The sequence below is a fragment of the Streptomyces caeruleatus genome (genome assembly GCF_001514235.1).
In the GTDB taxonomy this organism is placed as follows: Bacteria; Actinomycetota; Actinomycetes; order Streptomycetales; family Streptomycetaceae; genus Streptomyces; species Streptomyces caeruleatus.
Window position 1 is genome coordinate 392,001 of record NZ_KQ948924.1, and the last position, 22,307, is coordinate 414,307.

General features: G+C 71.5%; 20 protein-coding genes and 2 pseudogenes. 14 read left to right on the forward strand and 8 right to left on the reverse strand.

The annotated features are described in order from the left end of the window. The 5 genes from AQJ67_RS01775 (at position 1) to AQJ67_RS01795 (ending at position 6,044) form a co-directional block, all read left to right on the forward strand. Entirely contained in the window at positions 1 to 879 is an 879-nt protein-coding gene (locus AQJ67_RS01775) for a Cgl0159 family (beta/alpha)8-fold protein (RefSeq protein WP_062716162.1), read from the forward strand. 25 nt (positions 880 to 904) lie between these two features. After that, entirely contained in the window at positions 905 to 1,792 is an 888-nt protein-coding gene (gene iolB / locus AQJ67_RS01780; protein WP_062716163.1) for a 5-deoxy-glucuronate isomerase, read from the forward strand. Positions 1,793 to 1,800: 8 nt separating this feature from the next. Further along, on the forward strand, positions 1,801 to 3,678 hold the full coding sequence (iolD, locus tag AQJ67_RS01785; RefSeq protein ID WP_062716164.1) for a 3D-(3,5/4)-trihydroxycyclohexane-1,2-dione acylhydrolase (decyclizing): 1,878 nt from the start codon (positions 1,801 to 1,803) through the stop codon (positions 3,676 to 3,678). A gap of 64 nt (positions 3,679 to 3,742) precedes the next feature. Beyond that, the gene (locus AQJ67_RS01790; protein ID WP_062716165.1) at positions 3,743 to 5,236 is read left to right on the forward strand and encodes a CoA-acylating methylmalonate-semialdehyde dehydrogenase; all 1,494 of its coding nucleotides are present in this window, start codon (positions 3,743 to 3,745) and stop codon (positions 5,234 to 5,236) included. Positions 5,237 to 5,258: 22 nt separating this feature from the next. Then, the gene (locus AQJ67_RS01795; protein ID WP_062716166.1) at positions 5,259 to 6,044 is read left to right on the forward strand and encodes a GntR family transcriptional regulator; all 786 of its coding nucleotides are present in this window, start codon (positions 5,259 to 5,261) and stop codon (positions 6,042 to 6,044) included. Here the strand turns inward: AQJ67_RS01795 and AQJ67_RS01800 are convergent. The 8 genes from AQJ67_RS01800 to AQJ67_RS01835 all read right to left on the reverse strand — a co-directional run bounded on the left by AQJ67_RS01800 (position 6,034) and on the right by AQJ67_RS01835 (position 15,408). Next, positions 6,034 to 6,837, reverse strand: coding sequence for a DUF427 domain-containing protein (locus tag AQJ67_RS01800; RefSeq protein ID WP_062716167.1), 804 nt, complete (start codon positions 6,835 to 6,837; stop codon positions 6,034 to 6,036). The genes AQJ67_RS01795 and AQJ67_RS01800 overlap by 11 nt on opposite strands. Before the next feature lie 46 nt (positions 6,838 to 6,883). Continuing rightward, positions 6,884 to 7,867, reverse strand: a complete 984-nt coding sequence (locus AQJ67_RS01805; RefSeq protein ID WP_062716168.1) for an aldo/keto reductase — start codon at positions 7,865 to 7,867, stop codon at positions 6,884 to 6,886. A gap of 94 nt (positions 7,868 to 7,961) precedes the next feature. Further along, positions 7,962 to 8,630, reverse strand: coding sequence for an NUDIX domain-containing protein (locus tag AQJ67_RS01810; RefSeq protein WP_062716169.1), 669 nt, complete (start codon positions 8,628 to 8,630; stop codon positions 7,962 to 7,964). Positions 8,631 to 8,684: 54 nt separating this feature from the next. Then, entirely contained in the window at positions 8,685 to 9,380 is a 696-nt protein-coding gene (locus AQJ67_RS01815) for a hypothetical protein (protein ID WP_062716170.1), read from the reverse strand. 22 nt (positions 9,381 to 9,402) lie between these two features. Continuing rightward, positions 9,403 to 10,266, reverse strand: a complete 864-nt coding sequence (locus tag AQJ67_RS01820; RefSeq protein WP_244190339.1) for an ABC transporter ATP-binding protein — start codon at positions 10,264 to 10,266, stop codon at positions 9,403 to 9,405. A gap of 75 nt (positions 10,267 to 10,341) precedes the next feature. Further along, positions 10,342 to 11,286 carry an FtsX-like permease family protein gene (locus AQJ67_RS01825; protein ID WP_341846134.1) on the reverse strand — a complete coding sequence of 315 codons (945 nt, stop codon included), beginning with the start codon at positions 11,284 to 11,286 and terminating at the stop codon, positions 10,342 to 10,344. 474 nt (positions 11,287 to 11,760) lie between these two features. Further along, positions 11,761 to 14,448: a pyruvate, phosphate dikinase gene (ppdK, locus tag AQJ67_RS01830; RefSeq protein WP_062716755.1), complete on the reverse strand. Its 2,688-nt coding sequence runs from the start codon at positions 14,446 to 14,448 to the stop codon at positions 11,761 to 11,763. 15 nt (positions 14,449 to 14,463) lie between these two features. Then, the gene (locus AQJ67_RS01835) at positions 14,464 to 15,408 is read right to left on the reverse strand and encodes a universal stress protein (RefSeq protein WP_062716171.1); all 945 of its coding nucleotides are present in this window, start codon (positions 15,406 to 15,408) and stop codon (positions 14,464 to 14,466) included. Between the two features lie 183 nt (positions 15,409 to 15,591). On the opposite strand from AQJ67_RS01835, the gene AQJ67_RS01840 reads away from it, so the two are divergent. From AQJ67_RS01840 to AQJ67_RS01875, 9 genes and pseudogenes are all read left to right on the forward strand, one after another. Beyond that, on the forward strand, positions 15,592 to 16,416 hold the full coding sequence (locus tag AQJ67_RS01840) for a universal stress protein (protein ID WP_062716172.1): 825 nt from the start codon (positions 15,592 to 15,594) through the stop codon (positions 16,414 to 16,416). A gap of 121 nt (positions 16,417 to 16,537) precedes the next feature. Next, entirely contained in the window at positions 16,538 to 17,044 is a 507-nt protein-coding gene (locus AQJ67_RS01845) for a hydrogenase maturation protease (RefSeq protein ID WP_062716173.1), read from the forward strand. Next, a pseudogene (locus tag AQJ67_RS48865) lies at positions 17,016 to 17,369 on the forward strand (acylphosphatase); the annotation flags it as partial. The gene AQJ67_RS01845 and the pseudogene AQJ67_RS48865, both read left to right, overlap by 29 nt. 89 nt (positions 17,370 to 17,458) lie before the next feature. Beyond that, positions 17,459 to 17,509, forward strand: a pseudogene (locus AQJ67_RS48870) (hypothetical protein); the annotation flags it as partial. A gap of 246 nt (positions 17,510 to 17,755) precedes the next feature. Continuing rightward, positions 17,756 to 18,928, forward strand: a complete 1,173-nt coding sequence (locus AQJ67_RS01855) for a 4Fe-4S dicluster domain-containing protein (protein ID WP_062716175.1) — start codon at positions 17,756 to 17,758, stop codon at positions 18,926 to 18,928. Next, the gene (locus tag AQJ67_RS01860) at positions 18,928 to 19,392 is read left to right on the forward strand and encodes a Crp/Fnr family transcriptional regulator (protein ID WP_062716176.1); all 465 of its coding nucleotides are present in this window, start codon (positions 18,928 to 18,930) and stop codon (positions 19,390 to 19,392) included. Before AQJ67_RS01855 ends, AQJ67_RS01860 begins: the two co-directional genes overlap by 1 nt. Beyond that, positions 19,389 to 20,195: an FAD/NAD(P)-binding protein gene (locus AQJ67_RS01865; RefSeq protein WP_062716177.1), complete on the forward strand. Its 807-nt coding sequence runs from the start codon at positions 19,389 to 19,391 to the stop codon at positions 20,193 to 20,195. Before AQJ67_RS01860 ends, AQJ67_RS01865 begins: the two co-directional genes overlap by 4 nt. Before the next feature lies 1 nt (position 20,196). Beyond that, the gene (locus tag AQJ67_RS01870) at positions 20,197 to 20,967 is read left to right on the forward strand and encodes an NADH-quinone oxidoreductase subunit B family protein (protein WP_062716178.1); all 771 of its coding nucleotides are present in this window, start codon (positions 20,197 to 20,199) and stop codon (positions 20,965 to 20,967) included. Continuing rightward, positions 20,964 to 22,295, forward strand: a complete 1,332-nt coding sequence (locus tag AQJ67_RS01875) for a Ni/Fe hydrogenase subunit alpha (protein ID WP_062716179.1) — start codon at positions 20,964 to 20,966, stop codon at positions 22,293 to 22,295. Before AQJ67_RS01870 ends, AQJ67_RS01875 begins: the two co-directional genes overlap by 4 nt. Positions 22,296 to 22,307: the final 12 nt, after the last annotated feature.

Sequence of the window (22,307 nt, forward strand, 5' to 3'; positions counted from 1 at the left end):
TTGAGCATCAGCATTCCCGACCTCACCGCGGTCAGAGCCCGCGACCCCGAGGCCGTCGCCGAGGCCGCCGCCCGCCGAGTGCGCCGCCCGCTGGTCGGCGACAGCGGCCGTCTGATGATCGTGGCCGCCGACCATCCGGCCCGCGGCGCCCTGGGCGTCGGCGGCCACCGGCTCGCCATGGCCAACAGGGCCGACCTGCTGGAACGCCTCTGCATCGCGCTGTCCAGGCCCGGCGTCGACGGGGTCCTGGCCACCGCGGACATCCTGGAGGATCTGCTGCTGCTCGGCGTCCTCGACGACAAGGTTGTCATGGGCTCCATGAACCGCGGTGGCCTGGCCGGGGCGTCCTTCGAGATGGACGACCGCTTCACCGGTCACCGCGCCGAGGACATCGCCCGGCTGCGCTTCGACGCGGGCAAGCTGCTGGTGCGCATCGACTACGACGACCCGGGCTCGCTGACCACCCTGGAGACCACGGCCCGCGCCGTCGACGACATGGCGGCGCTGCGACTCCCGCTGTTCGTCGAGCCGTTCATCTCCCGGCGGATCGACGGCCAGGTGCGCAACGACCTGTCCGCCGAGGCCGTCACCAAGTCGATCGCCATCGCGTCCGGCCTCGGCGGCACCTCGGCGTACACCTGGCTGAAACTGCCCGTCACCCATGACCCCGACGACATGGCGGAAGTTCTTGAGACGTCCACGCTCCCCGTCGTCCTGCTGGGCGGCGAGGTGGGGGGCGACCAGGAGGGCGCGTACGAGCGCTGGCGCAAGGCGCTCAGGCTCCCCACCGTCCAGGGCATGGTCGTCGGCCGCTCGCTGCTCTACCCGGCCGAGGGCAGCGTGGAGACGGCGGTGGACACGGCCGTCGGCCTGTTGTGACCGGATTGCGAGGCGGAGAGAGACGATGACGTATCACCTTCCCGCGGGAAAGGCGCTCGGCGGCCCCTACGTCGTGGACGTCACGCCCGAGAAGGCCGGCTGGGGCTACTCCAGCCTGAAGGTCCTGGAGCTGCCGCCGGGTGGCGCGCACAGCTTCGAGACCGGCGACAGCGAGTGGATCGTGCTGTCCCTGAACGGCGGCTGCACGGTCGAGGCGACGGACGACTTCGGCCATGACACCTTCCGCATCACCGGCCGGGACAGCGTGTTCAGCGGCGTCAGCGACTTCGCCTATGTCCCGCGCGACGCCCGAGCGACCGTCTCCTCCGCCGACGGCGGCCGGTTCGCGCTGACCGGCGCACGCTGCACCCGGCGACTTCCCGCCCGCTACGGCCCGGCCTCCTCGGTGCCGGTGGAACTGCGCGGCACCGGCAACAGCAGCCGCCAGGTGAACAACTTCGGCGCGGCCGGCGTCTTCGAATGCGACAAGCTCATCGCGGTCGAGGTCATCACGCCGGGCGGCAACTGGTCGTCGTTCCCGCCGCACAAGCACGACGAGCACCGGCCCGGCGAGGAGTCGGTGCTGGAGGAGATCTACTACTTCGAGTTCGCCGACCACGAGGGCACCCCCGGCCTCGGCTACCAGCGCGTCTCCCCATCCGGACACGGTCACAACACCGACGTCCTGGCGGAGGTGCGCGGCGGCGACGTCGTACTGATCCCCGACGGCTGGCACGGGCCCTCGATGGCGGTGCCCGGCCACCACATGTACTACCTCAACGTCATGGCGGGCCCCGAGGCCGAGCGCGCCTGGCTGATCTGCGACCACCCCGACCACGCCTGGATCCGCGGCACCTGGCCGGACCAGCCCGTCGACCCCCGTCTGCCCCTCTACACCGCTCCGTCCCAGTGAGGTCCCCGATGAGCCCATCCACCGTCCGTCTGACCGTCGCCCAGGCGCTGGTGCGGTTCCTGTCCGTCCAGTACACCGAGCGCGACGGCGTACGGCACCGGCTGGTCGCCGGCACCTGGGGCATCTTCGGCCACGGCAACGTGGCCGGCATCGGTCAGGCCCTCCTCCAGGCGGGCGAGGACGTCATGCCGTACCACCAGGGCCGCAACGAGCAGTCCATGGTGCACGCGGCCGTCGGCTACGCCCGGCAGCTCAACCGCCTGTCCGCACAGGCCGTGACGACGTCGATCGGCCCGGGCGCGACGAACCTGGTCACCGGTGCCGCGCTCGCCACCATCAACCGCCTGCCGGTCCTGCTGCTGCCCGGCGACTACTTCGCCTCGCACGCCCCGGACCCGCTGCTCCAGCAGCTGGAGCACCCGACCGAGGCGGACGTTTCGGTCAACGACACCCTGCGCCCGGTGTCGAAGTACTTCGACCGGATCACCCGCCCCGAGGCCCTCATCCCGTCCGCGCTGAACGCCATGCGCGTGCTCGCCGACCCGGCCGAGACCGGCGCGGTGACCCTGGCCCTCCCCCAGGACGTGCAGGCGGAGGCGTACGACTGGCCGCAGGAGTTCTTCGCCGAGCGCGTCTGGTACGTACGGCGTCCCGCGCCCGACCCGGTGGAGCTGACGGCGGCCGTCGAGGCGATCCGGGCCGCCGAGCGCCCGCTGATCGTCGCGGGCGGCGGCGTCCACCACAGCGAGGCCGAGGCGGCCCTGAAGGCCTTCGTCGAGGCCACCGGCATCCCGGTCTCCTCCACCCAGGCCGGCAAGGGCTCGCTGCGGTACGACCACCCGTGCGACCTCGGCGGCATCGGCCACACCGGCACCTCGGTCAGCGACGACATCGCGCGCGCCGCCGACCTGGTGATCGGCGTGGGCACCAGATACACCGACTTCACCACCGCCTCCGGCACGCTCTTCCAGAACCCGGACGTGCGGTTCCTGAACCTCAACATCACCGGCTTCGACGCGCACAAGCTGGCCGCGCGGACGCTGGTCTGCGACGCCCGGGCGGGGCTCACTGCCCTGACGGAGGCGCTCTCCGGCCACCGTGTCGATGCCGCGTACGAGGCCGACTACCGCACCGGCAAGGAGCGTTGGGACGCGGTCGTCGAGGGCGCCTACCGCGCCGACGACGAGAGCGCCGTACCCACGCAGACCCAGGTGCTCGGCGCGCTGGACGCGGTCGTCGGTGACGACGACGTGGTGATCAACGCCGCCGGTTCGCTCCCGGGCGACCTGCACAAGCTGTGGCGGTCGCGCTCGCCGCGCCAGTACCACCTGGAGTACGGCTACTCCTGCATGGGCTACGAGATCCCGGCCGGGATCGGCATCCAGCAGGCCGCGCCGGACGTCGCCGTGTGGTCGCTGGTCGGTGACGGCACCTATCTGATGATGCCGACGGAGATCGTGACCGCGGTCCAGGAGGGACTGCCGGTCAACATCGTCCTGATCCAGAACCACGGCTACGCCTCCATCGGCGGGCTGTCGAAGGAGGTCGGCGGCGAGCGCTTCGGCACCGACTACCGCTACCGCGCCGCCGACGGCACCTTCACCGGCGCCCCGCTCCCCGTCGACCTCGCCGCCAACGCGGCCAGCCTCGGCATGGACGTCCTGCGCGCGAAGACGGTGGGCGAACTGCGCCAGGCGCTGGCCACCGCCCGTGCCTCGGACCGGCCGACCTGCGTGTACGTCGAGACCGACGTCACGAACCCGACCGCGCCGGGCGCCGAGGCATGGTGGGACGTGCCCGTGGCCGAGGTCGCGTCCCGCGAGGCCGCCGTCGAAGCCCGCGCACGGTACGACCAGCATGTCGCCGACCGTCGCCACCACCTCTGAACCGCCGGCGAACAACTCGCACCCGACCCGCACCCGACCCGCGTTTGAAAGGCCCTTTCGCACCATGAAGACCATCACCCACTGGATCGACGGCAAGCCCGTGGAGGGCGGCTCCGGCCGCTTCGCCCCCGTCTACAACCCGGCCACCGGCGCCCAGGAGAAGCAGGTCGCCTTCGCGACCGTCGACGAGGTGGACGCCGCCGTCGCCTCCGCCAAGGCCGCGTTCGAGAGCTGGGGCCAGACCTCCCTGGCCAAGCGCACCGCGATCCTGTTCAAGTACCGCGAGCTGCTCGACGCGCACCGGGACGAGATCGCCGAGCTGATCACGGCCGAGCACGGCAAGGTGCACTCCGACGCGCTCGGCGAGGTGGCGCGCGGTCTGGAGATCGTGGAGCTGGCCTGCGGCATCTCCGTGCAGCTGAAGGGCGAGCTGTCGACGCAGGTGTCGACCCGGGTGGACGTCGCCTCGATCCGGCAGCCGCTGGGTGTGGTCGCCGGCATCACGCCGTTCAACTTCCCGGCGATGGTGCCGATGTGGATGTTCCCGCTGGCCATCGCGTGCGGCAACACCTTCGTGCTGAAGCCGAGCGAGAAGGACCCGTCGGCGTCGTACCGGCTGGCCGAGCTGGCCACCGAGGCGGGTCTGCCCGAGGGTGTGCTGAACGTCGTGCAGGGCGACAAGGTGGCCGTGGACCGGCTCCTGGAGCACCCGGACGTCGAGGCGGTCTCCTTCGTCGGCTCGACGCCGATCGCGAAGTACATCCAGCTCAAGGCGGTCGAGCACGGCAAGCGCGTGCAGGCGCTCGGCGGCGCCAAGAACCACATGCTGGTCCTGCCCGACGCCGACCTGGACTTCGCCGCCGACCAGGCGATCAACGCCGCGTACGGCTCGGCGGGCGAGCGCTGCATGGCCGTCTCGGTCGTCGTCGCCGTCGGTGACACCGGCGACGAGCTGGTCGGCAAGATCGCCGAGCGCGCGAAGAACCTGCGCATCGGCCCCGGCAACGACCCGGCGTCCGAGATGGGCCCGCTGATCACGCGCGAGCACCGCGACAAGGTCGCCTCGTACGTGGCGAGCGCCGCCGAGCAGGGCGCCGAGGTCGTCGTGGACGGCACCGGCTACTCGGTCGAGGGCCACGAGGACGGCTTCTTCCTCGGTGTGTCGCTGCTGGACCGGGTGCCGCTGACGGCCGACGCGTACCGGGACGAGATCTTCGGCCCCGTCCTGGCGGTGGTACGTGCGGAGACGTACGAGGAAGGCATCAACCTGATCAACGCCTCCCGCTGGGGCAACGGCACCGCGATCTTCACCCGGGACGGCGGCGCCGCCCGCCGCTTCCAGCTGGAGGTCAAGGCGGGCATGGTCGGCGTGAACGTGCCGATCCCGGTGCCGGTCGGCTACCACTCCTTCGGTGGCTGGAAGGACTCGCTCTTCGGCGACCTGCACATCTACGGCAACGACGGCATCGCCTTCTACACCCAGGGCAAGGTGATCACCACCCGCTGGCCGGACCCGTCCGACGGTGGCATCAACCTCGGTTTCCCCAGCAACTCCTGACCCTGACAGGGAGGTTCGTCCCATGGCGAAGGCCCGCGGTTCCACCCGTGCCGGATCCGGCTCCGCGCTGGACTCGCTGGACTTCGCCCTGGACCGGGGCAGTCCCGTGCCGCTGTACTACCAGCTCGCCCAGCAGCTGGAGTCGGCGATCGAGCACGGGGTCCTCGCCCCGGGCAACCTCCTGGGCAACGAGGTCGACCTGTCGGTGCGGCTGGGCCTGTCCCGGCCCACCGTCCGGCAGGCCATCCAGTCCCTCGTGGACAAGGGGCTGCTGGTCCGGCGGCGCGGGGTGGGCACCCAGGTGGTGCACAGCCAGGTGAAGCGCCCGCTGGAGCTCAGCAGCCTCTACGACGACCTGGAGGCGGCCGGGCAGGGCCCGACCACCGAGGTCGTCCGCAACGAACGGGTCCCGGCGACCGCCGACGTCGCCGCAGCGCTCGGCATCGCCGAGGGCAGCGAGGTCACCCTGCTGGAGCGGCTGCGCTGCACCCACGGCCAGCCCGTGGCCATCCTCTGCAACTACCTGCCCGCGAGCCTGCTCGACCTCGACACCGCCCGGCTGGAGTCGACCGGCCTCTACCGGATGATGCGCGCGGTCGGCATCACCCTGCACAGCGCCCGCCAGACCGTCGGCGCCCGCTGCGCCACCGCCGAGGAGGCCGGGCGGCTCGACGAGAAGGAGGGCGCGGCCCTGCTGACCATGCAGCGCACGGCGTACGACGACACGGGCCGGCCGGTCGAGTACGGGACGCACATCTACCGCGCGTCCCGGTACGCGTTCGACTTCCAGCTGCTGGTCAGGCCTTGAGGCTCGCGGTGAACGGCGTGACCGGCCGCTCCAGGCGCTCCCCGTCCACGGTGATCTCCACGGCCTCGTTGTAGAAGGCGACGAGCTCCTTGACGGGGGCCACCGCGGCCAGCGGTTCGGCGTAGCTCCAGAGGATGTTCCGCGGGACCTCGCCGTCGCCGCGCCAGTTCCAGTACTGGGCCGTGCCCTTGTACGGGCAGCCGGTGTGGTGGTCGGTGGGTTCGAAGAGGTCGAGGCGGACGTCCTCCCGGGGCATGTAGTACCGCGTCGGCAGCCCCGTCTCGAAGAGCAGTACCGGGCGGAGGGTGTCCGCGACGACGGTGCCCTCGATCTCGACCTGGACATGACGGCTGCTGGGCATGGCGTCCACCCGTTTGTGCGGGTCGCGCGGATGGACGAAGATCTCTTCCTCCTCCTCGAACCAGTGGTCGAGGCCGCTCCCCCAGCGCCGGAACCATTCGAAGGAGACGTGCCCGGCGAGTTCGTCGACGGGGAAGGTCCACGCCGCGTTCGCCACCAGCTCTCCGTCGACTTCCAGGTCGTAGAAGACCTGCGACCCCGTATGCCTGCCCGGCGTCGGGTTCCCGGCCGGGCGGAGGAGGTCGGTGCGGACCTCGTCACGCGGGAACGTGTAGCAGGGCACGGGCAGGTCGGGTTCCCAGACCAGGACGGGGTGCCGGCTGTCGACGACGGTGACCTCGCCCTTGCGGCCCCGTACCCAGCGCTCGCTGGGTTCCCACAGGAGGCCTTCGGGGGTCGTACGGACATTGCGCTCGTTGGGGAACAGAGGCATGGCCCACTCTCCTTCGGCTCCTCTTCGGAGCGTACTCCGGCCGTGGTCAGTGGGCCGCGTCGAGCCGGGCGCGCTGGTCGGCGGTGAGCTCCAGGTCCACGGCGGCCAGGCTCTCCTCCAGCTGGGCCACGGAGGAGGCGCCGACCAGCGGGAGGATCGGCAGCTCGGCGCCGATCTGCCAGGCCAGGACGACCTGGTTGACGGTGGCGCCGGTCTCCCGGGCGACCTCGTGCAGGACCTTGAGGCGGGCGGGGGTGCCGGGGTGGTCGAAGTCCGCCGGCAGCCTGTCCGGGTGGGTGTACGCGCCCTTCAGCAGCGGCGAGTAGGCGACCAGGGCCAGTCCGGGCTCGGCGCGCAGATAGCCGAGCAGGTCGGGGCCGGCGTGGCCGAGGCTGCCGTCGGGGAACAGGCCGTCGGGGACGTCGAGGCGGGGCCGCAGATGGCTGTGGGCGTACTGGAGCACCTCGTAGCCGGGCAGTCCGGCCGCGGCGGCCAGGGCGCGGGCGCGCTCCACCCGCCACATCGCGTGGTTGCTGACGCCGAGGAGACCGACCGTGCCCTCGGCGACCAGTTCGGCGAACCCCTCGACGGTCTCCTTCAGGGGTACCCGCTGGTCCTCGATGTGGGCGTAGAGCAGGTCCAGCTTCGCCACGCCGAGCCGGTCGCGGCTGCGCTCGGCGGACTCGCGGATCACCTTCGCCGAGAGGCCCTCCGCGTTGTCGACGTAACCGGTGCCGGGGGCCAGGGGGCGGGCGCCGAGCTTGGTGGCGATGACGATCCCGTCGCCGACGCCGCGGCTGCGGCGCCAGCGGCCGAGCAGTTCCTCGCTCTGTCCGCCCTGGCCGCCGTCCTCCCAGAAGGCGTAGTTGTCGGACGTGTCGATGAAGGTCCCGCCGGCCTCGACGTAGCGGTCGAGTACGGCGAAGGAGGTCTCCTCGTCGGTCCGGGAGCCGAACAGCATGGCGCCGAGGGCGAGGACGCTGACCTCGCGGCGGGTGTTCGGGGCCGTGCCGATGGTGCGGTACTTCATGGTGAACGCCTCCCGTTCGTGCGCCCGCCTTCGGGGCACGAACGGGAGTCTTCATCTTCAAGCGCACTTCAAGTCAAGGGAGTTCGCGGCGCAATCACCTCTGGGACGCGAACGGGCCCTCCAGCGCCGCCCACTGCAGCAGCATGATCGTCTTGGCGTCGGCGATCTCCCCGGTACGGATCATCTCCAGGGCCCGGCGGAAGGGCAGCTCGACGATCTCGATGTCCTCGCCCTCCTCGTCCAGGCCACCGCCCTCGTGGGTGCGGGTCGAGGGGCCGTACGCGGCGGCGTAGAAGCTGACGCGTTCGGTGACCGACCCCGGGCTCATATAGACGTCGAAGACGTGCCGGACGTCGCCGATGGTGTGTCCGGTCTCCTCTACCACCTCGCGCCGCACCGCGATCTCCGGGTGCTCGTCATCGTCGTCGAGGAGCCCGCCCGGCGTCTCGACGAGCATGCCGTCGGGATGGCCGTTGACATACACCGGAAAGCGGAACTGCCTGGTCAGCAGGACGGTTTCACGTTCGGCGTCGTACAGCAGCATGGTGGCCCCGTTGCCGCGGTCGTGCGTCTCGCGCTGCTGGGTGCTCCAGGTGCCGTCGGCGTGCTGGAAGTCGAAGGTCGTGGCGCGTTCGACGTACCAGTGGCTGGACAGGAGTTGCACGTCCCGCACCTTGACGCGCGGGTTGCCGGTCAGGTCCCGTCCCGCCTGGTCGAGTCCGGTGCGGCCGCGGCGGTCGGGGGTGTCGATGCCGGCGGTCATCGGGCACCGGCCGGATGGATGAGCGAGTTGGTCATGGCCCGCTTCTACCATCCTTCAGTCCCCGATGTCGGCCTTGTCCACCACCTGCTCCGCCGCGGGCGGCCGGACGTCCACCGGTTCGTCGAAGGCGCTGAACGACGTGGTGGTGACGTTCCCGCCGCCCTTGTAGACGGTCTTCAGCAGGTACGGCTCGCCCTCGGTGGCCACGTAGAAGGTGTACGTCCCCTCCTTGTCGGCCTTGTCCTTGACGTGCACGGCGACCGCCTCCCGGTCGCCGACGCGGGTCGCCGCGCCCTTCCTCGCCGTGCCGAACGACTCGAACGTCCAGGTGCACGCGGCCAGTCCCTCGCCGGGCCGGGCCTCCGAGGCGGGCACCTTCGCCCACTGCTTCGGCCGGACGTCGGCGACGGTCTTGCCGCTCCACTTCTGCAGATACGTCGCGTCCGGCCGGACGTAGTCCGTCTCACCGATCCTGATCTGTTCGAGGCTGCCGTTCTCGCCCCAGGTGGTCTTCGCCGTGCACCGGTCCTTCAGATCGGTCCGCAGGCGCGAGGTGACCGGGCCGTTGCCGCTGTCGGGGGTGTTGCTCATCTCGATGGTCACGAAGCGCAGTGCGCTCATCGTGTCGTTGGCCTCGTCGAGCAGTTCCGCCGCGGACTTCTCGGCGCTGCCGCCGCCCGCCCCGCAGGCGGTGAGCGCGGCTCCCGTGAGCAGGCACGCCAGCGCCGTCGTCAGATGTCTCGTTCGCATCGAGCCCCCCGGCTGTCCCCGTTCACCGACAGGCCATGTCCATGATCGGCAGCGGGAGCCTACCAGCGGTTGTTCCGCCAGTCCTCGATGCCCCGGTGGCGGAGTCGACTTCGCTGTGCCGCAGGACTTCAGTCGCCGTGCGGCCGTCCCGGATGGCGACCGTACGGCGGACCTCTCCGGCGACGGACTGATCGTGCGTGACGATCACGATGGTGGTCCCCAACTCCTCGTTGGCGGTGCGGAACGCGGCGAAGACCTGTTCGGCGGTGTGGGAGTCGAGTTCGCCGGTGGGCTCATCGGCGAGCAGGACCGGGGGGTCGTTGGCGAGGGCGGCGGCCAGGGCGACGCGCTGCTGCTGCCCGCCGGACATCTGGTGCGGCCGACGGTCGCGGCATTCGGCCACGTCCAGCAGGTCGAGGAGTTCCATGGCGCGGTCGGCCCAGGTTCGGCGCCGGCCTCGGGCGCGGGCCAGCTGCAGGGGCAGGGCGACGTTCTGTGCGGCGGTGAGGTAGGGCAGGAGATTGTGGGAGGTCTGCTGCCGGACGAAACCGACGGTCCTGCGCCGGTAGGCGAGTCGTTCCTTGGAGGACATCGTGACCAGGTCGTGGTCGGCGACACGGGTCGCGCCGGCGGTGGGTTTGTCCAGTCCGGCCAGGATGTTCATGAGGGTGGACTTGCCGCTGCCGGAGGCGCCGACCAGGGCTATGAGCTCTCCCTTGCGGACGAGGAGATCGAGGCCTTGCAGTGCCTGGACCTCCACGCCGTCGGCGGCGAAGATCCGTACCAGCCGGTCGCAGGTGATCAGGGCGTCGTGACCGTAGGCAGCGGCGTCCCGCGCGGCGAGGGCCCGGTCGGCGAGCTCGTGGAAGGTCGGGCTGCTGCTCATCGGCTGCTCCTGGGCTCGGAGGGGCACGGGCCGGTGCCGGAGGGGGCTTGGTCTCGTCGAGGCTCTGCTCACCGTCTAGTCGTCACCCAGCCTCAGTTCGCGCACCGAGCCACGTCGGCTGGTCCACCAGGCCTGGTCGGCGGGCACACCGATGGCCAGGAGCAGCACGGTGAGCGCCGGAACCGCGAGCGAGAGCGGATCGGTGCGCAGCACGGCCCCCTCGAGAACGGACGGGGAGGCCAGGGCGACGGCCGTCAGGTCGATGCCGGGCGACAGCAGGTGAATGTCGGCCCAGCCGGTCAGCATCCCGCCGGCCGCGGCCAGGAACGCCTGTGGGAGGGCCGTGAGGATCAGCAATCGGCGGCCCTGGGCCCGGGTCATGCCCATCGTGCGCAACCGGGCGAGCAGGGCGCCGCGTTCGGGCGCGGTGCGCAGCACGGTCAGCACGAGCGCCAGGACCGCGTACCCGGCGCCCGCGGCGACCGCGACGCCGTACAGACGCTCCGCGCCGGACTGCAGCGGTGACTCGACGTGCCGCGTGCGTTCCTCGGCGCGCAGCTGGACGGCCGCCGCCGTGCCTTCCCCCGCCGTGCCTTCCGCCGCCGAGCGCAGCGCCCGGCCGTTCAGGGCGTCACCGGTCAGCAGCAGGGTCGTCGTACGCGCCGCGGCGCGGGGAAGGCCGGTGCGGTCCACGATCAGGAAGTCGTCGCCGAGCACTGCCGGGGTGCTGTCGCGGACCAGGACGATCCGGACGGTGACGGAGGTGCCGTCGGGGAGGAGGACGGAGTAGGGGCCGGTGCCGTACTCGTCGGCCACACGAGGTGAGGCCAGCGCGGGCAGGGGCCGGTCGGCGCTGCCCGTCGTGGCGGCGTCCGCCGGCCGGAGGCTCGACGCGTCGAACGGCCCCAGTCCCGTGTGGTGCGACAGGTGCACATAGGCGTCAGGTTCCACACCGGCCAGCGATACCGGCCGGCTGCCCAGTGAGGGCTGCGCCTCGTCGGTGACGCTTGCTTCCGTCATGTCCTGTACGCCAGGCAGTCGGCGTACTCGGTCGGGCAGGCCGCAAGGGAGTACGCCGGCGGTGCTCTCGACGCGGCCGTCAGCACCGACGTGAGGTGCGGACCAGCCACCTCCAAGCGCCTGTCGCGCTGTCAGAAGCTGGCGGATTCGTGTCCTCTTGCCCCGCCCCGCGGCCTTGCACGGCGGCGGACGCGACAGGCAGTCCCGGGCGGCGAGTCAGCGCGCTCGCAGGACTCGGCGACGCCGTCCACTGAAAGCGGCCGGTGGCGTTCGCCGAGCGTCAAGCTCCCGGGGCGTACCGCTCACGTTCACGGGGCCGGCGGGTTCGGTCCGGATCACCAGTACGAGTAACCGCTGGGGAGGAAGAACCCGAAAGCGGTCGTCAAGAGAGGTGACCGATCACATCGTGGTCGGTCGTCGTCGCCCACCGCAGCAACGCCCAGTCCTGCGCCCCGGGGTCTTCCCCTGTGTGCCTCACCGGGTGTCGCTGGTCCCGGCACGGGCGGCGACGGCCGCCCGGCCCGCTTCCAGTCGGGCCGCCGGGATGCGGAACGGCGAGCAGGAGACGTAGTCCAGTCCCGCCCCGTGGAAGAAGTGGATGGAGTCGGGGTCCCCGCCGTGCTCACCGCACACGCCGGTCTCCAGCCGGGGGTTGACGTCGCGTCCGGCCTCGACAGCCAACTCCACCAGCCGCCCGACGCCCTCCTGGTCGATCGACTCGAACGGCGACACTCCGAAGACTCCTTTCTCCAGGTAGAGCGGGAAGAAGGAGGCCTCGGCGTCATCGCGGGACAGGCCCCAGGTCGTCTGGGTGAGGTCGTTGGTACCGAAGGAGAAGAAGTCGGCGGCCTCGGCGATGCGTCCGGCGGTGAGGGCGGCGCGCGGCAGCTCGATCATCGTGCCGATCGGGCAGTCGAGGGTCGTGCCGGTCTCGGCCGCGACCTCGTCGAGGACGCGTTCCGCCTCGGCGCGGGCCAGGCGCAGTTCCTCGACAGTCCCGACGAGCGGGACCATGATCTCGGCGTGCGGACAGCCCCCCGCACCCAGCCGGCTGATGACCGCTTCGGCGACGGCCCGCACCTGCATGGCCATCAGGCCGGGCACGGCCAGACCCAGGCGTACGCCGCGCAGCCCCAGCATCGGATTCTGCTCCTGCATACGCTCGACGGCGTGCAGGAGTTCGCGTTCGTGCGGATCCGGGTCCACCGTGGAGGCGAGGCGGACGGCGAGTTCGGTGCGGTCGGGCAGGAACTCGTGCAGCGGCGGGTCCAGCAGCCGGATCGTCACCGGTAGTCCGTCCATCGCCGTCAGGATGCTGGTGAAGTCCTCGCGTTGGAGCGGGAGCAGGGCGGCCAGCGCCGCGTCGCGTGCCGTGTCGTCTCGCGCCAGGATCATCGCCTCGACCAGCGCCCTGCGCTCGCCGAGGAACATGTGCTCGGTGCGGCACAGGCCGATGCCCTGCGCGCCGAGGGCACGCGCGCGTGCGGCGTCCTCGGGGGTGTCGGCGTTGGCCCGCACCCCCAGCCGGCGTACGGAGTCGGCGTGGGCCAGCGCCCCCAGGACAGCCTCGGTGACCGGTCCGGTGCTCGTGCCGGTCTCCAGTGCGCGCCCCACGTCGGACGCCGTGAGCGGAAGCGCACCGGAATGGACCGTGCCGGCGGTCCCGTCGACGGAGATGGTGTCACCCTCGTCCACGACGACGCCGGACGCCGTGGTGAACCGTCGGGCGACCGTGTCCACGGTGAGGGCCTCGGCGCCGCACACGCACACCTTGCCCATGCCGCGCGCGACGACGGCCGCGTGACTGGTCTTGCCGCCCCGGCTGGTCAGGACAGCCTGCGCGGCGATCATGCCGGGCAGGTCGTCGGGAGTGGTCTCGCGGCGGACCAGGACCGTGTGCTCGCCGGTCGCGGCGCGCCGTACGGCCTCGGCGGAGTCGAAGACGGCGACGCCGACCGCCGCGCCGGGCGAGGCGGGCACACCGTGGGCCAGCGGCACATCGGTGGGTCGGGTTTCGAATCGAGGGAACATCAGCCGGGTCAGCTCGGCGCCGTCGACCCGCATCAGGGCCTCGTCGGCGGTGATCGTGCCGTCGCCCCGCAGATCGTGGGCGATGCGGAAGGCGGCCTCTGCGGTGCGCTTGCCGACGCGGGTCTGCAGGATCCACAGCTTGCCGCGCTCGACGGTGAACTCCACGTCGCACAGGTCGCGGTAGTGGCCCTCCAGGGTGCGCAGGTGGTCGCCGAGTTCGACGTACGTTCGCGGGGCGAGGACCTTCAGTTCGCTCAGCGGCAGTGCGTTGCGGACGCCCGCGACGACGTCCTCGCCCTGGGCGTCGGGCAGATAGTCGCCGTACATGCCGCTCTCACCGGTGGCGGGGTCACGGGTGAAGGCGACGCCGGTCCCGGAGTCGGAGCCAAGGTTGCCGAAGACCATCGCCTGGACGTTGACGGCGGTGCCGAGGTCCTCGGAAATGTGCTCGCGGTGGCGGTAGATACGGGCGCGTTCGCCGTTCCAGGAGTCGAAGACCGCGCGGATGGCACGGGCGAGCTGCTCGGCGGGGTCCTGTGGGAACTCCCCACCGGTCTCCTTGCGGATGATGTCCTTGAACTCCTCGGTGAGCCTGACGAGTTCACTGATGTCGAGCTCGTGGTCGGTCGCGACCGCGCGCCGGGACTTGCGCGCGGCGATGGCCTGCTCGAACAGGTCGCCGTTGACGCCCATCACGGTGCGGCCGAACATCTGGATGAGCCTGCGGTAGGAGTCCCAGGCGAACCGCTCCTGTCCCGAGGCCTTGGCAAGCCCGGTGACCGACTGGTCGCCCAGGCCGATGTCGAGGATGGTCTCCATCATGCCGGGCATGGAGTAGCGGGCGCCGGAGCGCACGGAGACCAGCAGGGGGTCGTCGGGCGCGCCGAGGGTGCGGCCCATGGCCCGCTCCAGGCCGGCGAGGGACTGGGCGGCTTCGACGCCGAGCTCATCCGGTTCCTCGCCCGTGGCCAGGTAGACCTTGCATGCCTCGGTGGTGACGGTGAAGCCCGGCGGGACGGGCAGGCCGAGCCGGGTCATCTCGGCGAGGCCGGCTCCCTTGCCGCCGAGGAGGGCGGCCATGTCGCGGCCGCCCTCGGCGAATTCGTACACGTACTTGATGGGCGCGCTCATCAGGGGCACGGCCTCTCACTCGTGGGGGACGACGGCCACGGGGCAGCCGGCGTGATGGATGGCGGCGTGGGTGACGGGTCCGGTGCGGGGGCCCGTCGGACGTTCGGTCGTCCGGCGGCCGACCACGAGCGGACTCCCGCCGGCGCCGGCGCGGACCAGCACGGACTGGGCGCGGCCCTCGGACACGGTCTCAGCGACGACGACCTCGGGGTACTTGTCCTGCCACACCTGCAGGACGGCGGTCATGAAACCGAGCCACTCGTCCGCCTGCGCGGAGCCGTCGACCCGACCGATGCCGCCTGTGCCGAGCCCGATCGGGGACAACGCCTGCCAGGCGTGCACGATGTGCGGGCGCGCCCTGCGCAACCGGGCCGCCTCGAAGGCGACCTCGATCACCTCGATCACCTCGTCGCAGGGGTCCCCGAGGTCGATGCCCAGGACAACGTCCCGGTGGCCGGTGCGGCTGGACGGGCTGCCGTTGTCGGCCGGGAGGTGCTCGTCCGCCGCGTCCTCGTCCGCCCTGACGAGGACGACCGGCCACACGGCCCGGGCCACTACGCCCCGAGCGACCGAGCCGACCGGGAATCCGGTCAAGCCGCTGAGGCCGCGCGAACCGAGGACGAGCCGGGCGGCCTGCTCGCCGGCCTGCAGAAGGACTGTGGTCACGGGTCCCTCGATCTGATCGTCGTCAAGCTCGACGGCGGGACACGTACGGCGGATGCGATCCTCGGCCTGGCGCAGCGCGCACCGGGCCAGATACTGCTGTGCGGCGGTCTCAGGCTCGCCCGCTCCCTGACAGGGGTGCCTGTTCCGGGTGTGCGCCAGACGCAGCGGCCGGTCCCGACGCACCGCCTCACGGGTGGCCCTCCCCCACTGCCTCAAAGGCGGGGGAGCCACCCCCATGGCGGCGGCGAGACTCTCAGCGGATCCACCGGCTCCGGCGATGACGGGCGGAAGCATGGCGCGCACCTCCTGCGGTCGGTCTGCTCCCCGAAGCCAGCGTCCTCCCGCGCCTTACCCGCGGGTATGGGCCGCCAGGGCTCCGATCCGGGGCCGGTCGGCCCCCTGTGTACGGGTCGGCCGCGCGGCGAAGCTGGACCTTGCCCGAGCTTCGAGTTCCCCGCGGGCAGAAGGCGGCACATCATGGAGCAAGTGATCATCACCGGCGTCGACCGGTCGGCATCCAGCCGTGCCGCGGCCGACTGGGCCGCGCGTGAGGCTCTGTTGCGTGGGCTGCCGCTTCGGGTGATACATGTGTCGCCGCCGGACCGTCCGGATCCCGCACAGCAGGGGCCGTACCGTCCCGAGACGGTGGCGGACGGCGTGGTCGTCGAGCTCACGGTCCGCCACCCGACGTTGAGGGCCCAGGGCGTGAACCTCACCGGAAGTCCCGTGGCGGCCTTGCGGACCATGGCCGAAGATGCCGAGATGCTGGTGCTCGGCCTGCGCGGCGAGGGCAGTCGCCCAGGTGCCCCCGTGGGCTCGACCGCCGCCGCACTGGCCCGGGCGTGCGAGCGGCCTGTCGTGCTGGTCCCCGGCAGCCTCGCGGGCGAGGGACCGCCCGGCCACGGCGACGGAGTGGCGCTCGGGATCGATGCGCGCAACCCCGCGAGTGGCGCCGTCGGCCTGGCCTTCGAGGCGGCCCGGCTGCACGGTGCACGGCTGCACGCGCTGCACTCCTGGACGCTGCCCGCACAGGCGGCGGAGCGGCCCTTCCCGCCGCTGGAGGAGGACCGTGCAGCCTGGGAGGACGACGAGGTACAGCGGCTGTCCGACACGCTGCGGCCGTGGCACGGCAAGTATCCGGAGGTCGATGTCCTGGAGGACGTCGTTCTGCTCGCCCCGAAGGTGGCACTCGTGCGCGCCGCCGAGAACTCCGGCTTGGTGGTGGTTGGCCGCCGATCGGGTGGTACGGCGCTCACGCTCCTGGGACATGCCATGTGCCCGATCGCCGTGGTGTCGGCCTAGGCATGGCCCGGTCCACGACGGTTTGCACATCGTGCGACGCACCTGCGACGCGGCAGGTCGGCCCGAAGGGGTTGGGACGTTCGGCCATGCGAGCACGACGGTCACGGACCACAGTGAAGGCATGAGGAACCGCGGTCGGATCGCCGTGATCGGCGTCGGGAACGAGTTCCGGCACGACGACGGTGTGGGCTGGGCCGTACTCGCCCGACTGCGCGCACGGGCAGAGGACCGGCCGTTGCCGCCGGACACCGTCCTCGCCGCCTGCGACGGCGATCCCGGTCGGCTGATCGGACTGTGGGAGGGCGCCCGCCTCGCAATCGTCATCGACGCGGCCCACACCCACCCGGGCACTCCCGGACGCGTGCACCGCCTCGAACTCGACGCGGGACTACTCGCGCATCCCCCGCCCACCAGTTCGCACGGGCTGGGCCTCGGCGAGGCCGTCGAACTTGCCCGGGTGCTGGGTCTGCTGCCGGAGCATCTGGTCGTGTACGCCGTGGAAGGCGCCCGGAGTGAGATGGGCACGGGCCTGTCCCCTGCCGTCGCGGACGCCGTGGAGCCCCTGGTGGAGGCAGTCGAGGACGAGATCACGCGACAGGGTGACGTGGCGCCCCGGGGGGCGACCTGACCGTGCACGGCTCCACATCGAGGGCATCGCGCAGGGTGTCGGCTTCCGGCCGTTCGTCTACCGCACTGCGGCCGGGCTCGGCTTGGACGGCTGCGTGGCCAACGTCAACGGGCACGTCGAGGGCGAAGCCTCCGGACCGACGCGGGCCATCGCGTTCACCGCCCGGCTGCGCGCCGACGCACCAGCGCTCGCCCTGGTTCGTCGCCTCCAGCCGACCGACGGCGCGCGCCGGCCGCCGCACGACACCGGCTTCCACACACGGCACATGGCGATCTGCGACACATGCCTGAGCGAACTGCGCGACCCTCGCGACCACCGCTGCCGCTATCCGTTCGTCAACTGCACCGACTGCGGCCCGCGTGCCCCGATCGTCAAGGACCTGCCGCCTGCCCGTACGACCGGGTCCGTACGACCATGCGCCGCTTCCCGCTGTGCGCCGCGTGTGCCGCCGAGTACGCCGATCCCGATGACCGGCGCTTCCACGCGGGCCCGTCGCCTGCCCGGTCTGCGGGCGGCGCCTGGCTTGGTCGCGCCCACCCGGCGGAGCCGCATGAGGACGCGGCCCTGAGCCCCCGCGGGGCGCGATCGGCCCGGCGTCGAGTGATCCGGTCGGCTCGCGAACAGGGCCGGTCGGCCCCTCCCGACGGCGCCTTTCCATGTCGGAACCTAACGTTGGAGAAGCGCGATCCGGCCTGGACAAGGAGGACCGTCATGACCGCCACCGCAGCCCCCGCCGTGCTCGACCGGGACGGTCTCAACGCGCTGGTCGCGGCATTGGTGGCGCAGGGACGGACCGTCGTCGGCCCGACGGTGCGGGACGGCGCGATCGTGCTGGCCGAGCTGGCATCCGCGGACGAGCTGCCCTTCGGCTGGGGCGTCGAACTGGACGCCGGACGCTACCGGCTGGTCAGCCGCGAGGACGGGGCCGCCTTCGCGCACAGTTCGGGGCCGCAGTCCTGGAAGTCCTACCTTCATCCGTCACGAGAGCGGCTGTGGAGCGCCGACCGGACACCGGCAGGGGACATCCGCTTCACCCCGCACGAGCCGGATCCGCCGTCGTACGCCTTTCTCGGCGTCCGCCCCTGTGATCTGCGGGCCATCGCGATCCAGGATCGGGTCCTGACCGGCGGGCGGTACGAGGACACCGGGTACGGGAAGCGCCGCGCGGGCGCGTTCCTGATCGTCGCCGAATGCACCGAACCCGGCGCGACATGCTTCTGTGTGTCCACGGGTGGCGGCCCCGCGGCCGACCCGGGATATGACCTTGCGCTGACCGAGGTCGTGGACGAGGACGGGCACCGCTTCCTCGTGCGCGTCGGCAGCGAAGAGGGCGCCAAGCTGCTGGAACGGCTGCCTCATCGCACCGCCGACCCGGCAACCGAGGCCACAGCCCGTACTGCCGTGGACACCGCCCGCGACCGCATGGGCCGGGCCCTGCCGCCCGTCGACCTGCGCGCGCTCATGGGCGCGAGCCTCGACGCCGAGCGCTGGAACGACGTCGCCTCTCGCTGTCTGACCTGCGGCAACTGCACCATGGTGTGCCCGACCTGCTTCTGCACCACCACCGAGGAGGTCACGGACCTCACCGGTGACCACACCGAACGCTGGCAGCGCTGGGACTCCTGCTTCGACCTGGACTTCTCCCATCTGCACGGCGGGCCGGTCCGCTCGTCGGGCCGCAGCCGATACCGGCAGTGGCTCACTCACAAGCTCTCCACCTGGCACGACCAGTTCGACACCACCGGATGCGTCGGCTGCGGGCGGTGCATCGTCTGGTGCCCGGCCGGCATCGACATCACGGAGGAAGTCACCGCACTGGACGCCGAACTCACCGGCAGCGCCGCCGACGCCGACCATGCGGCCTTCCGAACGGAGCCGGACTGATGCCTCCCTCGATCGCGCTGCGCATGAACCACGCTCTGCCCGTCGAGCACCGCGAACGGCTGGTACGGCTCGGCCGCGAGGTGAGCTTCGCGCCGGGCACCCGCCTGTTCGAGGAGGGCGGTCACGCGGGCCGCTTCTGGATCATCCGGAACGGCACTGCCGCCCTGGACATGTATGTGCCCGGCCGTCGGCCGCCGGTCATCGAGACCCTCGGCGTCGGCGACCTCACCGGCTTGTCCTGGCTGTACGAGCCGTTCGTCTGGCAGCTCGGCGCCGAGGCACTGACGCCGCTGAGCGCCCACGAGTTCGACGCCGTCGCCGTCCGGCTGATGTGCCTGGAGGACCCCGAGTTCGGGCGTGCCGTCGAGCACTGGGTCGGTCGGGTGCTCGCGCACCGGCTGAACGCGGCCCGCACCCGGCTGGTCGACCTGTACGGGATCCACGAGGCCAAGGAAGTGCGATGACCGCCGTGCCGGTTCCCCACCGCGTGGTCGCCCGCCGTCCGGAGACCGCGGACACCGTCACGTTGTGCCTGGAACCGGTTGGCGCGGCGCTGCCCGACTTCGCGCCGGGACAGTTCGCGATGGTGCACTCCTTCGGCCGGGGCGAGATCCCCGTGTCGGCGAGTTCCGTGCAGGCCACGGGCGGTCTCGCGCACACGATCCGCTCAGTGGGCGCCGTCTCCGACGGGCTGTGTGCGACCCGGGTCGGCGACGTCGTCGGGCTCCGTGGTCCGTACGGCAACACCTGGGAACTGGAGCGGGCGCACGGAGCTGACGTGCTGGTCGTGGCCGGCGGCATCGGTCTCGCCCCGCTGCGGCCGCTGATCCTGACCGCGCTGGACGGGCGGAAGGCGTACGGCCGTGTCAACGTGCTCATCGGGGCACGCACCCCGGACGACCTGATCGTCCGGAAAGAGATCGAGAGCTGGCCCACGACGTTCACCGGCGTCACCGTCGACCAGCCCGCCGACGGCTGGCGCGGCGACGTCGGCGTCGTCACCCAGTTGCTGGGGCGCGCGCGCTTCGCCCCGGACAACACCTGGGCGTTCGTGTGCGGGCCCGAGCCGATGATCCGGGCCGCCGCCCGCGAACTCGCCGAGCACGGCGTCCCCCGCGACCGCGTCCGCGTCTCCCTGGAGCGGAACATGCGCTGTGCGACAGGGCACTGCGGGCACTGCCAGTTCGGACCGCTGCTGCTGTGCCAGGTAGGCCCGGTGGTGGACTGGGCGCACGCCGAACCGCTCCTGTCGGTAAGGGAGTTGTGAGATGACCCCCAAGCTCGCCGTGTTCAAACTGGCATCCTGCGACGGCTGTCAGCTCACTCTGCTGGACTGCGAGGACGAACTCCTGGCGCTGGCGGGTGAGGTGGAGATCGCCCACTTCCTGGAGGCGTCCAGCGCGGTGGCGCCCGGACCGTACGACCTGTCCCTCGTCGAGGGGTCCGTCACCACGGCCGAGGACGCGGAGCGCGTGCGTGCGATCCGCGCCGCCTCGCGCCGACTGGTGACCATCGGAGCGTGCGCGACCGCCGGAGGCATTCAGGCGCTGAGGAACTTCGCGGACGTCGACGAGTACCGGCGCGTGGTGTACGCGCATCCCGAGTACGTCAGGACACTGGCCACCTCCACACCCGTGTCGGCGCATGTGGACGTCGACTTCGAACTGCGCGGCTGTCCGATCGACAAGCGTCAGCTCATCGAGGTGATCACCGCGTTCCTCGCCGACCGCAAGCCGGACATCCCGGACCACAGCGTGTGCTTCGAGTGCAAGCGGCGCGGCACCGTCTGCGTGACCGTCGCCCACGGCACCCCCTGCCTCGGTCCGGTCACGCACGCCGGCTGCGGGGCACTGTGCCCCGCGTACCAGCGCGGCTGCTTCGGCTGCTTCGGGCCGTCCGGGTCGGTGAACCTGCCCGCTCTGATCCCGCTGCTGCGCCGCGACGGCCTGGACGACGACGCCGTGGTGCGGTTCCTGCACACCTTCAACGCCGCCGCGTTCGAGAAGTTCGAGAAGTTCGAGAAGGAGTCGACCAAGTGACCCACCGTGGTTCTCGTCTGCTGCACGTCGGTTCGCTGTCACGGGTCGAGGGTGAAGGTGCGCTGCGCCTGCACATCCACGAAGGCACGGTCACCGACGCACAACTGAACATCTACGAGCCGCCCCGGTTCTTCGAGGCGTTCCTGCGCGGGCGTTCGTACACCGAACCGCCGGACATCACGGCCCGGGTGTGCGGGATCTGCCCGGTGGCCTACCAGATGAGCGCCTGCGCGGCGATCGAGGACGCGTGCGGGGTGACGGTCGACCCGGCGATCCGTGATCTCCGCAGGCTGCTGTACTGCGGCGAGTGGATCGAGAGTCAGACCCTGCACATCTATCTGCTGCACGCACCGGACTTCCTGGGCCGCGCGAGCGCGATCGAACTGGCCCGCACACACCAGGGAGAGGTCGAGCGGGGGCTGCGGCTGAAGAAGGCGGGCAACTCACTGATGGAGCTGCTCGGCGGGCGGGCCGTGCATCCCGTGAACGTCCGTCTCGGCGGCTTCCACCGGGTGCCCACGCGGACGGAACTGCGGCCGGTCGAGGAGCAGTTGAAACAGGCGCTGGACGACGCATGGGACACCGTTCGCTGGGTCGCCGGCTTCGAGTTCCCGGACGCCCGGATCGAGGCCGATCTGCTGGCGCTGGCGGAGCCGGACACGTACGCCATCGAGAGCGGGACGCCAACCGTGCTGCGGGCCGACGGGAGCACGGGCTCCTTCCCTGTGCCGGACTTCACCGAGCACGTCACCGAGACACACCTGCCGCACTCCACGGCACTGCACTCCCGGCTCGACGGACGGCTCCATCTCACCGGCTCCCTCGCCCGGTTCGCGATCAGTGGCGCACAGTTGTCGCCGGTGGCCCTGCAGGCCGCCGTGGAGGCCGGGCTCGGTGATCCGCGCGAGGGGGCCGTGTGCCGTAATCCCTTCCGGTCGATCATGGTGCGGGCCGTGGAGACGGTGTACGCCGTCGGCGAGGCGCTGCGGATCATCAATGCCTACGAACCGCCCGCGAGGCCGTACACGGATGTGCCCCCGGTCGCGGGCATCGGTCACGGAGCCACCGAGGCGCCGCGCGGGCTCCTCTACCACCGCTACGAACTCGACGCCGCCGGCATCGTCACCAACGCACTGCTGGTGCCGCCCACCGCGCAGAACCAGGGCGCGATCGAGGACGACCTGAGGCTGCTGACCCAGCGGGCGATCGGCGAGGGTGACCCGGACGACCGCGAGTTGACAGCCCTGTGCGAGCGGGCGATCCGCAATCACGACCCGTGCATCTCCTGCTCCACCCACTTCCTCGACCTGACGGTCATCCGTTCCTGAGAAGATTTACGG